The organism is Cupriavidus sp. YR651 (assembly GCF_900101625.1).
Lineage (GTDB): Bacteria > Pseudomonadota > Gammaproteobacteria > Burkholderiales > Burkholderiaceae > Cupriavidus.
The window spans coordinates 1-14,032 of record NZ_FMYZ01000019.1; the positions used below are offsets into that span (position 1 = coordinate 1).

The 14,032-nt window shown below is 67.7% G+C and carries 10 protein-coding genes; 7 read left to right on the forward strand and 3 right to left on the reverse strand.

Going from position 1 to position 14,032, the window contains the following annotated elements:
- Window positions 1–126: 126 nt before the first annotated feature.
- Window positions 127–684, forward strand: coding sequence for a copper resistance protein CopQ (locus BLR29_RS28945; RefSeq protein ID WP_092142602.1), 558 nt, complete (start codon window positions 127–129; stop codon window positions 682–684).
- A gap of 212 nt (window positions 685–896) precedes the next feature.
- On the opposite strand, the gene BLR29_RS28950 is transcribed toward BLR29_RS28945, so the two are convergent.
- The gene (locus BLR29_RS28950) at window positions 897–5,885 is read right to left on the reverse strand and encodes a response regulator (RefSeq protein ID WP_092142606.1); all 4,989 of its coding nucleotides are present in this window, start codon (window positions 5,883–5,885) and stop codon (window positions 897–899) included.
- A gap of 188 nt (window positions 5,886–6,073) precedes the next feature.
- Here BLR29_RS28950 and BLR29_RS28955 point away from each other — a divergent pair, with 188 nt between their 5' ends.
- Together BLR29_RS28955 and BLR29_RS28960 are read left to right on the forward strand one after the other, a co-directional pair.
- Window positions 6,074–6,535 (forward strand): ion channel, encoded by a 462-nt coding sequence (locus BLR29_RS28955; protein WP_092142608.1) that lies wholly within the window; start codon window positions 6,074–6,076, stop codon window positions 6,533–6,535.
- 418 nt (window positions 6,536–6,953) lie between these two features.
- A complete protein-coding gene (locus BLR29_RS28960) occupies window positions 6,954–7,817 on the forward strand; it encodes a MipA/OmpV family protein (protein ID WP_092142777.1) in 864 nt (287 codons plus the stop codon).
- Here BLR29_RS28960 and BLR29_RS28965 read toward each other — a convergent pair.
- Both BLR29_RS28965 and BLR29_RS28970 read right to left on the reverse strand, forming a co-directional pair.
- The gene (locus BLR29_RS28965) at window positions 7,814–8,488 is read right to left on the reverse strand and encodes an alpha/beta hydrolase (RefSeq protein ID WP_092142779.1); all 675 of its coding nucleotides are present in this window, start codon (window positions 8,486–8,488) and stop codon (window positions 7,814–7,816) included. The two genes, BLR29_RS28960 and BLR29_RS28965, sit on opposite strands and share 4 nt — an antisense overlap.
- A 103-nt stretch (window positions 8,489–8,591) precedes the next feature.
- Window positions 8,592–8,903, reverse strand: coding sequence for a hypothetical protein (locus BLR29_RS28970; protein ID WP_092142611.1), 312 nt, complete (start codon window positions 8,901–8,903; stop codon window positions 8,592–8,594).
- Window positions 8,904–9,102: 199 nt separating this feature from the next.
- Here BLR29_RS28970 and BLR29_RS28975 point away from each other — a divergent pair, with 199 nt between their 5' ends.
- The 4 genes from BLR29_RS28975 to BLR29_RS28990 all read left to right on the forward strand — a co-directional run bounded on the left by BLR29_RS28975 (window position 9,103) and on the right by BLR29_RS28990 (window position 14,018).
- Window positions 9,103–9,324, forward strand: a complete 222-nt coding sequence (locus tag BLR29_RS28975; RefSeq protein ID WP_092142614.1) for a DUF2188 domain-containing protein — start codon at window positions 9,103–9,105, stop codon at window positions 9,322–9,324.
- 328 nt (window positions 9,325–9,652) lie between these two features.
- On the forward strand, window positions 9,653–11,809 hold the full coding sequence (locus BLR29_RS28980; RefSeq protein ID WP_092142617.1) for a phosphocholine-specific phospholipase C: 2,157 nt from the start codon (window positions 9,653–9,655) through the stop codon (window positions 11,807–11,809).
- A 98-nt stretch (window positions 11,810–11,907) separates the two neighbouring features.
- Window positions 11,908–12,792: a DUF3626 domain-containing protein gene (locus BLR29_RS28985; RefSeq protein WP_092142781.1), complete on the forward strand. Its 885-nt coding sequence runs from the start codon at window positions 11,908–11,910 to the stop codon at window positions 12,790–12,792.
- 53 nt (window positions 12,793–12,845) lie between these two features.
- Window positions 12,846–14,018, forward strand: coding sequence for a GGDEF domain-containing protein (locus tag BLR29_RS28990; protein ID WP_255371496.1), 1,173 nt, complete (start codon window positions 12,846–12,848; stop codon window positions 14,016–14,018).
- Window positions 14,019–14,032 lie beyond the last annotated feature (14 nt).

Consider the following 14,032-nt stretch of genomic DNA (forward strand, 5'->3'; position numbering starts at 1 on the left):
GCTCTCTACCTAGCAGTAGATAGCAGCAGCGGAAGACGAAAACAAAGACCCCTGAAAACGCAGCAAACACCGGCCGTGCGATCCACACACAACGAGATCGCCCGACCCACCGCAAGGAGCACCATCATGAACGCCAAGACCATCCTGACCGCCGCCGCCCTCGCCGCCGCCTTCGTGACCGGCGCCGCACAAGCCGCAACCGGCGAAGCCTACGGCTACACCTACCGTGTGACCGATGCCCGCAGCACCTTCACCGATGGCGCCCGCGTGAACGACGCCCGCAGCACCTTCACCGACGGTGCCCGCGTGAACGACCAACGTAGCCCCTTCACCGACGGTGCCCGTGTCGGCAAGACCGACCCCTACACCGATGGTGCCCGCATCGTCGCCGGCCTGGATCGCACCGGTGTATCGGCCACCCCGGCCCGCACCGCTGACCCGTACCTGGATGGCGCCCGCCAAGGCAAGTTCGACCCGTTCACCGACGGTGCCCGCGTCGGCAAGACCGACCCGTACACCGATGGCGCCCGCACCGTTGCCGGCCTGGATCGCGTAGGCGTATCGGCCAGCCCGGCCCGCAAGGTCGATCCGTATCTGGACGGCGCCCGTGGTAATGCCCCGCGCAACCCGTTCTACGACGGCGCCCGCCAGTTCGATGTGTTCACGGACGGCGCAAACGTCTGAGTCCCGCCCGATGAAGGCGGTAGTGAAAGCAGGACAATCGGAGTTCTAGCCCAAGGCTGGACTCCGGTTTTGTCATCATGGAGTCCATCATGAACTTCCGTAACAGTGCTCTGATCCTTGGCGGATGGGTCGCCATCTGCGTGGCAAGCGGTTCCGCCGCAACGCTGGTTGTGCAGACCCTGCCGATCTGAGCTGGCGAATGCTCGCCCGGGCTACCTGCCCACCCCCTGCAGGACGTTGATGAAATCCGACAGGGCATAAGGTTTGCGCAGCGTCACCGCGTCCGGCAACGCGGTGCGCTGCGCTGGTGTCAGCGCCACATCGTGGCCGCTCACCAGAACCACCCTCAGCGCCGGCAGCAGCCTGCGCGCATCGACCGCCAGCTCCACGCCGGATGCCCCGGCAAGGCCCACGTCGGTCAGCAACATATCCACCGCGCCAGTGCGCAATATCGCCAGCGCCTCCACCTCGTTGCTGGCTTCCAGAATCTCCAGTCCGAACGTCCGCAGCAACTCCGCCGTGCTCGCGCGGACCAGATCGTCATCGTCGACGAACAGGATGCGCGTGTTGCCGAGCGTGTTGCCAAGCGGATTGCCGGAAGGGTGACCGTCAGCCCATCGGACGTTCCCGCCGCCAGGACGCGGCCCGGTTGCCTTCGTCGCCAGCGGATCGGGCGGCAGCGCGGCGCCACCGCTCATCAGCACATGACGCACCTTGCGCGCCAGCGCGTCTTGCGTGTACGGCTTGCTGAGCAGTTCGATGCCTTCATCCAGCCGGCCCGAGTGCACGATGGCGTTGTCGGTATAGCCCGATGTAAACAGCACCGCGATGCCCGGCAGGCGTTCGCGCACCTTGCGCGCCATTTCCGTGCTGCGCAGCGGTCCGGGCATGACCACGTCGCTGAACAGCAGGTCGAGGGGGACGCCGCTTTCGACGATGGCCAGCGCGCTCAGCGCATCGCGCGCCTTCAGCACCCGATAGCCCAGGCTCGCCAGCATCTCCACCACGGTGGCACGCACATCCTCGTCGTCTTCCACCACCAGTACGGTCTCCGTGCCACCGCCGGCCGGCCCCCCATCGACATCCGTCTCCAGGTCTTCCTCTTCGCGCACGCGCGGCAGATACAACCGCACCGTCGTGCCGTGCCCCGGCTCGCTGTAGATCTTCACGTGGCCGCCCGATTGCTTCACAAACCCGTACACCATGCTCAATCCCAGGCCGGTCCCCTGCCCTTCCGGCTTGGTCGTGAAGAACGGTTCGAAGACCTGTGCCTCGATCTCCGGCGACATGCCGGCTCCCGTATCGGTCACCGCCACCATCACGTATTGGCCCGGGGTCACCTCGGCGTTGCGGCGCGCGTAGTTCTCGTCCAGCGCCGCATTGCCCGCCTCGATGGTCAGCTTGCCATGCCCGTCCATCGCGTCGCGCGAATTGATCGCCAGGTTCAGCAACGCGTTCTCCACCTGGAAGGGATCGACCAGCGTGTTCCACAGGCCGCCCGCCACGACCGTCTCGATCTCGATGCCATCCCCCAACGCACGCCGCAGCATATCGTCCAGCGCACGGATCAGTCGCCCGAGATTCACCACCTTGGGCGCCAGCGGCTGCCGGCGTCCGAAGGCCAGCAATTGCGACGCCAGCTTGGCACCGCGCGCCACGCCGGCCAGCGCGTTGCGCACGTGCTGTTCGGGCCGATCCTCGCCCGCCACGTCGCGCGCCAGCAATTGCAGATTGCCGCCGATGACCTGCAGCAGGTTGTTGAAGTCGTGGGCCACGCCGCCCGTCAGCTTGCCGATGGCCTCCATCTTCTGCGCCATGCGCATGGCTTCGTCCGCGTGGCGCAGCGCCTCGGCGGCATCCTTGTCACTGCTCACATCGCGCCCCACGCCGTGGATGCGGCCACTCGCAGGGTCCAGCGACAGCGTCCAGGCCACCCAGCGCAGGCTGCCGTCGCTCCGCGCCATGCGGCATTCGTACCGCACCGCGACGCCTTCATGGCGCAGCGCGATCATCTGCTCCGTCACGGCCACCAGGTCATCGGGATGGACGAAGGCGAGGCAAGATCGCCCCAGCAGCACGGGTGCCGCATGGCCGAGCGTGCGCTGCCATGACGGGCTGACGCGTTCCAGCACGCCGTCGAAGCTCGCCACCATCAGCAGGTCTTCGCTGAGTTCCCACAGCCGGTCGCGGTCCGCCACGGTCTCTGCAACACGCCGCTCCAGCGAATCATTCAGCTCGCGCAGGTCTTCCTGCACCCGCGTACGCTTGGCGATTTCGGTTTGCGCGGCCTGGTAGAGGCGCGCGTTGTCGATGGCCACGGCCGCCTGTGCAGCGATGCCCACCAGCGTGTGCCCGGCGCGTTCGGTAAAGACGCCCGGTTGCGGATGCCCGAAGAACAAGCCACCGAGCACCTCACCCGTACGCGATATCACCGGTGCGGCCAGGTAGCTGCGCACGGCCGGGTGACCCTCCGGCATCCCGTGATACGGCGGGTTCCTGCCGAAGCGCGGATCCTTGCGGATATCGTCGGAACGCACAATGCCATCGCCACGGAATGTAGGCGCGAACACCGCCGTATTGCGCGGCATCGGAAAGCGCTCGAACGTCTCCCTCGACGCACCCGACAATGCGTGCAGCCGATAGGACCCGCCCGCGTCGTCCGGGACGTTGTAGAAGAACGCGCCGAACGCCGCGCCCGTCAGCTCCGTGGCCGCGTCGGTCACCACCTGCACCGCGCGTTCCAGGTCCAGTTCCGCCGAAACCGCCCTGCCCACCTGATTCAGGATCTCGAGCGTGCGCGATTCGTCGCGCAACCGTCGCTCCGTGGCGCGCCGCAACTGCGAGAGCTGCAGATTGCTGCTCACGCGCGCCAGCAGTTCGCGCGCGCTGAACGGCTTGGTCAGATAGTCGTCCGCACCGGATGACAAGCCGCTGACACGGGCCTCCTCGCCCGCACGCGCGGACAGCAACAGCACCGGCGTCTCGCGCAGGGCGGCATCGGCGCGTACCGCGCGCAACAGGTCGAAGCCGTCCAGCCGCGGCATCATCACGTCGGAGACGATCAGGTCCGGCGTCGCCACCCGCGCGGCGTCCAGCGCCTCCCGCCCATCGGCGGCCACCACCACTTCATGCCCGGCTGCACGCAGGATGCGGTCCATGTAGTCGCGCAGATCCGCATTGTCGTCGACGACCAACACACGAGCGGGGCCGCCAGCGGCATTGCCCGGCCACACCGCCGATGCGCCGCTATCGGGCGGCGTGGCTCCCGCAGGGACCACGTCCGCGTCATTCGCCGCGGCTGTCGCACCGCTTGTTGCCCCACATTTCGCCCCGCTTGTCCCCCCACCGGCCGCGACGTCCGCTGCCGGCATCCAGCGTATCGCGGCCTCGATATAGGCCTGCGCCTGCTTGCTGGTGAGCGCCGGAGCGGGGGCCGGCTCCGATGCCAGGCCCTGCGTCGCGTGCGGCAGCGTGATGATGAAGCGCGTGCCCTCGCCGGGCTGGCTCTCCACGCGAATCGAACCGCCATGCAGGCGCACCAGCTCCTGCACTAGCGCAAGCCCGATCCCGCTGCCTTCGATCGACCGGCCAACCGCGCCCGCGACCCGGTGAAAACGTTCGAATACCCGCGGGATTTCCGCCTCCGGAATGCCGATGCCGGAATCGCACACATGCAGTTCCACATCGCCGGCATCGTTCGCGCGCACCGATACGACGATCGCGCCCGCGTAGGTGAACTTGAACGCGTTGGAGAGCAGGTTCAGGACGATGGTCTCCCACATGTCGCGATCCACCGCCACGGCGCCGTCGAGCGGATCGCAATCGACGATCAGTTGCAGGCCGGCGGCCTCGATGGCGGATCGGAACAGCGATGCCAGTTCGGCGGTGAACGCCGGCAGGTCTGTGGGCTGCGGCTGCATCTGCACACGACCGGACTCGATGCGCGAAAAATCGAGCAGCGTATTGACCAGCTTCAGCAGCCGCAGCCCGTTGCGATGCGTGATCGCCAGCAGCTCGCGGTCGGCATCGCCTTCGCGCGACGGCCGGGCAAGCAGCTCCTCCAGCGGGCCAAGGATCAGCGTCAGCGGCGTGCGGAACTCGTGGCTGATGTTGGAGAAGAACGCGGTCTTGGCACGGTCGATCTCGGCCAGCGCCTCGGCGCGGCGCCGTTCTTCCTCATAGGCATGGGCGTAGCTGATGGCCTGCCCGATCTGTCCAGCCGCGAGATCCAGGAAAGCCCGATAGCGATCCCCGAACAACCGGCACGGATTCAGCCCCACCACCAGCACACCGCAACGCGAGGTCTCGCCCGACGTCAGGACCGGCAGCACGGCAGCCTGCCGTGGCGCAAACGTCCACGCCCCGCCCGGCAGCGGCGCGGCAAAGCGGGCCGCCAGATCATCGACCAGCACCGTCGCCCCCGTGCGCAGCGCTTCCTCGAATGGCCAGGGCGCATCCTGCGCGACGGACATGGCCGGTGGCGCGGCGGCGTGGTCCGGCGAGATGCCCCAGTTGCCAGCCAGAGTGAGCGTATTCGCGCCGCGCTCGGCCAGGTAGAGCAGCGCAAATGGAATGTCGTACGGGTCCGTCTGGAGCGCGCGCATGCCGAGGTCGCACGCTTCGCTCCATGTGCGGGCATTGGCGGTGGATGCGGCCAGTTCGCGCAGCAGGCTCAGTTGCCGCTCGGCCACCACGCGCTCGGTGTCGTCGCTGTTGGCGCAGATGATGCCGCCCGTGCCGCCCTGGTCGTCGGGGATGGGGCTGTAGGAGAACGTGTAGTAGGTCTCTTCCGGGTAGCCGTTGCGCTCCATGATCAGGAGCTTTTGCTCGTCGAACGTCCCCTCCACGCCAGTCATCGCGGTGGCCAGCAGCGGCTCGATTTCCGACCAGATCTCATGCCAGACCCGCGCGGTGGGCTGGCCCAGGGCAACGGGGTGCCGGCCGCCGACGATGGCCTTGTAGGGATCGTTGTAGAAGAAGCGCAGGTCGGCGCCCCAGCCAATCCAGATGGGCTGGCGCGACGTCAGCATGATGCGGATCGCGGTCTTGAGGCTCTGCGGCCAGCGCTCGGGCACATCGAGTGGCGTCTGCGACCAGTCATAGCCGCGAATCAGCGCCCCCATCTCGCCGCCGCCGGCAAGAAAACCTGGCCCGGTGCCGTCGACGCTGGCCGCCGGCATCACGCCGTCCGTGCTCTTCATCGCTGTCTCCCGATCCCGGTGCCGGTGCCGGTGCCGCCGGCCGGCGCTGGCGATGCTCCCATGACCTGCTCCGCGCCAGGCAACCCACCGGGGGCCGGGGTGCGCCGCATGACGCACCCCGCATTTACAGCCCGCGAACGGCCATATAGTCTGGCGACTTCCCTGTCACTCGCCGCGGAAGATCGAAGATGCCTGACACGGCCACGGATTATCTGATCGCCATCGCGCTGACTGCGAGCCTGACCATCCTCTGCGTCGGGCTCCACTATGAGGCCCTGCGCCTGATCTCCGCCTTCCACCCCAAGCGCCTGAGTGGCAAGGTCAATATCGGCGCCATGATCCTGCTGATCATCGTGGCCCACTGCCTGGAAGCCATGGTGTTCAGCATGGGCTACTGGCTCGGCTCGGATGTCTTCGGCATCGGCGAGCTGCAGGGCATGCGCGATCACGGTGTCATCGCCTATATCTATTTTTCGCTGGAAACATTCACCACGCAGAGCATCGGCGACATCTTCCCGGTCGGACAACTGCGGCTGCTGGCATCCGTGCAGCCGCTCGTGGGCCTGATGCTGATCGGCTGGTCCACCTCGTTCACGTTCCTGCTCATGCGGCGTGACTGGCGCGTCGACGAGAGGGACGATCGGTACTAGGCTGAGGAAACTGCCGGCGCGGCATGAACCGACGCCATGAACAGACCGTGAGCCCTGCCGTCGGCTGGCCGATCGCCCGAATGTCACGGGCGCACGTCACGGACGCACGTCACAGGCGCACTACAGCCCGCCACGCAGGAATCGCGTGGCGGACACCTGACTGGATAGTAGGCAGGACCCCGGAACGCCGAAATCGGCGTCCTTCCTACACGGATGTGGGATTTGAGGAAGTTGTGCGGGCGGCGCGCCAGTGAAAAGATAAGTGGCCGCCATCCCGATGGCGAAGTACGCTGACTTCTTCCCAGTCGATCCGTCCTCAGGGGCGAACAAGAACAACCGGAGGGCTCACGTGTCGTCGATGTCCGAATGCCAGGCCTGCGTGGCGCGCCGCCGGCGATTCCGTCTTCCCGTGTTCCGTATGCCCGTCTCATCACGGTCGGGTGCGTTCTGGCTGGTGCTTGCCTTGCTGGCCCTGATGTCCCTGATCGCCGCGCCGAGAGCGCACGCGCAAACGCCTGCGCCGCTGGCCGAATGGCAATACTCGGTCGGGATTCCGCTGCAAAAGATGTTCGAGGGCGAACCGCCGACATGGCAGATCCGGCTGGGCGCCGCGGGCAGCGTGCGCCCCCGCTATGACGGCGCCAACGACTACTACCTGCTGGCCGGTCCGACGATCGACATCCGCTATCGCGACCTCGCCTTTTTTTCCACAGGCGAGGGCCTTGGCTGGAACGCGATCTTCACCGACCACTGGCGCGCCGGGCTTGCGCTGACCTATGACCTGGGCCGACGCGAGAAGAAAGACCACGACCACCTGGCCGGCATGGGCAACATCGGCATGGCCGCGGAGACGAAAATATTTGCCGAGTATGTGGTGTCGAAGTCGTTCCCGATGGTGATCCGCGCCAACATCCGGCGGCAGTTTGGCGGCGCCAATGGCTGGGTGGGCGACGTGGGGGCCTACATGCCGCTGCCGGGCAGCTCCGAGAAGTTCTTCTGGTTTGTCGGGCCCGCGGTGACGTTTGCCGATTCCGCCTACATGAACCGATGGTTCGGCGTCACCGCCGAGCAGTCGGCGCGCTCGGGCTACCCGCAGCACCGCGCCGGCGCCGGCATCAAGTCCTATGGGGGCGGCATTTCAGCGATGTGGTTCTTCAACAAGCATTGGTTCGCCACCGCTGACTTTGGCGTGGCGGCGCTGGTCGGCGACGCGAGGAACAGCCCCGTGGTGCAGCGCACGACCAACCTGACCGGCGACGTTTCGGTCGTCTACCAGTTCTAGGCCAGCGGCCGCCGCAGGTAAGCATCAACGATAGTCCTCAGCGCCGGCAGCCTGCCGGTGAAGAAGTGCCCCGCGCCGGGCATCACGACGACCGGCAGTTCCTGCGGCCGCGCCCACTCGAACACATTGACGAGCGGCACCCGCTCGTCGCGCTCGCCATGCACCACCAGCGCATTGCCGGGGACTGCCGGAACGGCCGGCGTATCGTAGGCCAGCGTTTCGGACAACGCGCCTGCGGGCATCCCCGTCAGGATCAGATGGGCGATGGTCTCGCCCGCCCCGGTGAGACTGGCGGCCGCCCGCGCCTGCACGAAGGCGCCGAACGAGAAGCCGGCCAGCGCCAGCGGCAGGCCCGGATGCATCGACTGCAGGTGGCGCACCACGGCCAGCACGTCGTCCGTCTCGCCAATGCCGTCGTCGTATTCCCCTTCGCTCTGCCCGACGCCGCGATAGTTGGGACGCAGCGTGACAAAGCCGTGGGCCTGCAGCGTACGCGCCAGGATTTGCGGGATCTTGTGCTCGGCGGTGCCGCCCTGGCCCGGATGCGGGTGGGCAACCACGGCAATGCCGGTCGGCGCGCCGGCCGGGGTATCGAACAGGACTTCGAGCTGGCCGGCAGGACCGGCGACAAACTGGCGAACGGAGGCGGAGGGGGCGAAAGACGAAGACATGAAACGGCTACCGGCTGGGATGGCTGCGAATGTGCATCCGCAGCATACCCGGAGCCGGGCCGGCGCGGCAACGCTGTTGCCGCCCGCACCGCGCATTGACTATTCAGTGATGATGGTCCGCCTTGATGACGGACGCGATTTCCTGGCGCCGCACACTCACGACGTCGTCGAGCTCCAGCCCCTCGGCCACGACCAGCATTTCGGCACCCCGGTTGATGGCATAGATGACGCCGTACCAGAGATCCGGCCCCGCCACGGCGTTCAGGCGGACGCTGAATTCTGTCTCCAGGTCAATGCTGAGAACGGTCACCAGGTCGCCGACCTCGGGCATGGAGGCCTTCTCCGCCAGCAGATATTCCCGGGCCGCCACCGTCAGTGGCGTCTGCGCAATGCCGCGCGCAAACCTCGCTTGCATAGTCCACTCCTGCGCCAGTTTTCCTACAAGAATATAAGCGGCGTCCGAAAAGGCACGGTAAACCTTGGCACAAGCCAATTAGCCGTCGCTTCGCGGCCCGCCGATGTCTGGATCACGCCGCCCGTGTCAGACGGCGCCGGATTGCCGTTATCGCGGCACCCGCCAATAATGGAAGGAAGATTCCGGTCGGAGAGTTGCCATGCAATCCAATCTTCATGTTGTGCCGCACGCCGACGGTTGGGACGTAATACACGAAGGCGCACGCTACGCCGAGTCGCACCACGCCACGCAGGATGAGGCCATCGAAGCCGGCACCGGGCTGGCACAGCGCGAAAACGTGGAACTGCTGATCCACGGCCTTGACGGGCAGATCCGGTCGCGCAACCGCTACGGCCACGGCCCGCGCGACATCAAGGGGTGAGACGCGAGGGTGAAGAACGGGGTTGAAAAGCGGGGCTGAAAAGCAAGCCTCGACAGCACCCGAATCGAACCACGAAAGGGCGCCGCCATCAGGGTTGGAGTCAGGGTTGGATCGCCCTCTGCGCGGGACAAGCATTCGCGTCGATCGCACCGCCGTTGGCAACGGAAATCACCACGTAGTCCCCCGCGTTACCGTCCACGCCCACCACAATCTACCTCCTGCAATGGGCGGTGGCTGTCGGTGTCGCGCGACACAGGCGTAAGGGCAGCGCCGGTAGAATCACTCCATTCCGACCCGAACCGGCGCCGAGCGTCGGCCGCCCTCGCCCATGCCTGACCGACGACATTTCCTGCGCGCCGGCGTCGCCGCCGCCGGCCTGACCGCCCTGCCCCCCGCCATCCGGCGTGCGCTGGCCATTCCCGCCAGCCGACGCACCGGCACGCTGCGCGACGTGGAGCACGTGGTCATCCTGATGATGGAAAACCGCTCGTTCGATCACTACTTCGGGACCTTGCCTGGCGTGCGCGGCTTTGCCGACCGGTTCCCGATCCCCGTACCCGATGCGCCCGGACTGCGGGGCAAGACCGTCTGGTACCAGCGCAATGACGCCGACCCGGCGCGCGCGCGAACGCTGGCGCCGTTCCGGCTGGACACCACGACGCAATTTGCGCTGATGCGGGTCACTGGCACCCCGCATACGTGGTCCAACGCGCAGGACGCCTGGTCCGGCGGGCGCATGGACCGCTGGCCGACGTTCAAGCACGATCACAGCCTGGCGTACTACACCGAGGCGGACCTGCCTTTTCAGTTCGCGCTGGCGCGCGCGTTCACGGTGTGCGATGCCTACCACGCATCCTTCACGGGCGGCACCAACACCAACCGGCTCTTCCTCTGGGGCGGCACCAATGATCCCGACGGCCGCGGCAATGGTCCCGCGCTGGGCAATACGTACAACAAGCTGGAGGGCGGCGATCCGCGCGGCGGCTACACGTGGACCACGTATCCGGAACGGCTGCAGGCGGCAGGCGTCTCGTGGCAGATCTACCAGGACACCGCCGACAACTACTCGCTGAACCCGCTGGCCGGCTTCCGCAAATACCGCGACGCGATGCGTGCGCCGGCCGGCGACGACAATCCGCTGCGTGCCCGGGCGCTGACGACGCGTGGGCTGGATCTGCTGCGTGCGGACGTGATAGCGGGCCGGCTGCCGCAGGTGTCGTGGATCTGCCCGACACGACGCGGCTCCGAGCATCCCGGCCCATCCAGCCCCGCGCAGGGCGCCGACTACGTCGCGGCCGCGCTCGACGCGCTGACGGCCAATCCCGAGGTCTGGAGCCGCACCGCGCTGCTGGTCATGTTCGACGAGAACGATGGCTTCTTCGACCATTTGCCACCACCGGCGCCACCCGCGTACGAAACATGGCACGCCAATCCCGCGCGGGCGCGGCTGGCCGGCGAATCCACCGTCGACACGCGCGGCGAATATCACCGGCTGGTGACGCAGGTGGAAAAGGACGACACGCCGGCCTACCTGCACCACAGCTACGGGCTGGGCCCGCGTGTGCCGATGTACGTGATTTCGCCGTGGAGCAAGGGCGGCTGGGTCAATTCGGAGGTGTTCGACCACACCTCCGTGATCCGCTTCCTCGAGCAACGCTTCGGCGTGGAGGAACCCAACATCACGCCCTGGCGCCGCGCGGTCTGCGGCGACCTGACCAGCGCGTTCGACTTCGCTCATCCCGACACCTCGGACCACCTGCCGACGCTGCCCGCCACGGCAGCCCAGGCCGCTCGCGCACGGGCGCTGCCGGCCACCACCACACCGCCCGCGCCCGCGCTGCCGACGCTGCCGACGCAGGCGTCCGGCACGCGGCCCTCGCGCACGCTGCCCTACCACCTGCATGCCGATGCCCGCACCACTGCCGGGGGCGTGACGTTGCGTCTGGAGAATGCGGGCCGCGCGGGTGCCGTGATCCATGTCTACGATCGGCTCCACCTCGACCGGGGACCGCGCCGCTACACCATCGAGGCCGGCAAATCGCTGACTGGCCAGTGGGACTGCGACGCCGACGACGGCCGCTACGACCTGTGGCTGCTCGGTCCAAATGGCTGGCATCGCCACATCAGCGGTACCGCGCCGAGCCACACCGGGCAACCCGGCCCGGTTGCCACGCTGCGCCACGACCCCGCGCGGCAGGCACTGGCGCTCGCGATCGGCAACACCGGTGGCGTTCCTTGCCGCGTCCGCGTGCAGGCCAACGCGTACGGCGATGCGTCCAGATCGATCGACGTCGCCCCGGGGCAGGACACGACGGTGCCGTGGCCGCTCGGCCCGGGCGGCTGGTACGACGTCAGCGTGATCGTGCCGGAATCGTCTGGGTTCACGCGCCGCTTTGCCGGCCGCATGGAGACCGGCGCGCACGCTACGACGGACCCGGCGCAGGGCGGCCAGGCCATCGGCGACCAGTGGCCCGTGTCATGGTGAGCGGGCGCGCGCAGCCGCCCTCGGTTGTATCCGGTCAGATGCGCGACATTCGGTCCGGGGATGGGTCCGGGGATGGGTTCGACGATCGATCCGGCAATATGGCCGGCGACGCCAAGGGCGACGGGAGTGCCGGCACGCCGGCATCCCGCGCGCTGGCTCACGTGGCCGCCCAATGCGCGGGCGCGGCCGTCGACCCGGCGTGGCGCGTGACGCTGAACTTCCATCCGGACCGCCTGCATGACGGCGCGCCGTTGCTGGCGGCCATGGCGGCGGATGGGGTCTATCGCTCCCAGTTCGAGACCGGCACCAGCAATGGCGGCCTGACCGCCCATCCCGGCGGCGACCGCTGGCACTGGGAAAGCCGGATCTTCGGCCGCGCCTACGACGATGCACCGCCATCGGACCGGCCCAAGTACGGGGCGCTGAACTACCGGGACCTGCCGGTCGGCGCATCGCCACGATTCGGCTCCGCGCATTTGCGGCTGGCGGCGCCGGTGCTGGCGCGCACGACGTTCTGCTATCCGGACAGCGTGTTCGAGCCGATCCAATTCGGCGTCGCCGCCCGGCTGGATCTTGTCGCGCGAGTCGAGGCGGCGCAAGGCCAGGGCGACCCGCTCGATCACTACATCGAGGCGCACGTGCATGGTCCACTGGTCATCGCCCGGGATGTGGAAGCCATCGTGCTCGATCCCTGCTTTCGCGGCACCCAGATCGAGGCGCTGGCACGCGCGCTGCCCTGCGACGTGGAATGGCACGCAGGCTTCGCGGTCAGTGCGGAGGTGTTGCAGCAACATGCCGACTATCGCGGCGCGGCCATCGCCGCAATAGCGGTAGCCCTCGCGGCGGACGGCCAGCTGACCCCCGCAACAATCGGCGCGGCAGCGCGCGCGGGTCGGCACGATCCACAAGCGCTGAAGCGAGTGTGGCACTGCCTGGCTCGCTATGGCAGCCATGACCTCGGCAGCAGCGACCCGGGCACCTGACGACAATGCCCGCCCCCCTCGAAACCGGCGCCAGCTCTGGCAGAATGCGTAACATGAGCGAACGCGACGCCTCCTCCATGCTGCTGTCGGGCCACGCCTACAGTGCCCCGCGCTGGCGCTTCACGCGCTGGATCGCGGAGCCGGGGCGCGACACGCCCGCCGAAATCCGCAAGGCACTGGTCGGGAGTCTGTTCGGAACGCTGTCTATCTTCTTCGGCGGCGTGATCAATACGCTGATGGTGGCGCTGGTGATTACCCTCCATCTGAAGCGGCCCGAGTTCTATGCCTGGCTGGCGCTGGAGGCCGGCATCTGCGCGTCAAGGATCGTCGTGTTGTTCATGGCACGACGCGCCGCCCAAGCGGGGCGAGCCACCCCGACCGACCTGCATCTTGTGCTGTCGCTGGCCTGGGCCGGCAGCGTCGGGCTGGGCGCCTACCTGAGCGTCACCAGCGGCGACTGGCTGGCGGCCGCGTTGGCCTGCCTGTCTTGCGCGGCCATGTGCGGCGGCATCTGCTTCCGCAACTACGGTGCGCCGCGCATGACGGCGCTGATGATCCTGCTCAGTCTCGGCCCGATTTGCCTGGGCGCCATCGTCGCCGCCGAACCGTTGTTCCTGCTGACGCTGCTCCAGTTGCCGGTCTACATCCTGAGCATGACCAATGCATCCTTGCGGATGAACGCGATGGTGGTGGCGACGATGCGATCCGAGCGCGAAAACGCCCATCGCGCGCACCATGACTCCCTCACGGGTCTGCTCAACCGCGCCAGCCTGCTGGCGGAGATCCGCGATGCCAGCACGCGGCGGCTGGCCGCGGGGCGCTTCCTGACCCTGCTCTACCTGGACCTCGACGGCTTCAAGCTCATCAATGATTCTCACGGCCACGGCTGCGGCGACGAGCTGTTGATCCGTGTAGGGGAACGCCTGCGCGGGGCCGTACCGGGGCGCGGCCTGGTCTACCGGATCGGCGGCGACGAGTTCGTGATCCTGCTGCGCAACGAGACCGAACACAGTGTGCAGGCGCTGGCGCAGGAACTGCTGCGCGAGGTCGGCACGCCGTATCTGCTGCCTGACGGCCTGCAAGCGCAACTTGGCGTCAGCATCGGCATCGCGCACGTCCGCCCGGAGGCGCACACGGCCGACGCGATTCTCAGCATGGCCGACCGCGCCTTGTACCGCGCCAAGGCCCAGGGCAGGGGCCAGTATCGGTTTGCGGCGGCGGTATAGGTCGCATGGCAGCA

Bases quoted from the DNA above. Each gene is read 5' to 3' on its own strand.
- BLR29_RS28945 (WP_092142602.1), top strand. From the start codon at position 127: ATGAACGCCAAGACCATCCTGACCGCCGCCGCCCTCGCCGCCGCCTTC.
- BLR29_RS28950 (WP_092142606.1), bottom strand. From the start codon at position 5,885: ATGAAGAGCACGGACGGCGTGATGCCGGCGGCCAGCGTCGACGGCACC.
- BLR29_RS28955 (WP_092142608.1), top strand. From the start codon at position 6,074: ATGCCTGACACGGCCACGGATTATCTGATCGCCATCGCGCTGACTGCG.
- BLR29_RS28960 (WP_092142777.1), top strand. From the start codon at position 6,954: ATGCCCGTCTCATCACGGTCGGGTGCGTTCTGGCTGGTGCTTGCCTTG.
- BLR29_RS28965 (WP_092142779.1), bottom strand. From the start codon at position 8,488: ATGTCTTCGTCTTTCGCCCCCTCCGCCTCCGTTCGCCAGTTTGTCGCC.
- BLR29_RS28970 (WP_092142611.1), bottom strand. From the start codon at position 8,903: ATGCAAGCGAGGTTTGCGCGCGGCATTGCGCAGACGCCACTGACGGTG.
- BLR29_RS28975 (WP_092142614.1), top strand. From the start codon at position 9,103: ATGCAATCCAATCTTCATGTTGTGCCGCACGCCGACGGTTGGGACGTA.
- BLR29_RS28980 (WP_092142617.1), top strand. From the start codon at position 9,653: ATGCCTGACCGACGACATTTCCTGCGCGCCGGCGTCGCCGCCGCCGGC.
- BLR29_RS28985 (WP_092142781.1), top strand. From the start codon at position 11,908: ATGGCCGGCGACGCCAAGGGCGACGGGAGTGCCGGCACGCCGGCATCC.
- BLR29_RS28990 (WP_255371496.1), top strand. From the start codon at position 12,846: ATGAGCGAACGCGACGCCTCCTCCATGCTGCTGTCGGGCCACGCCTAC.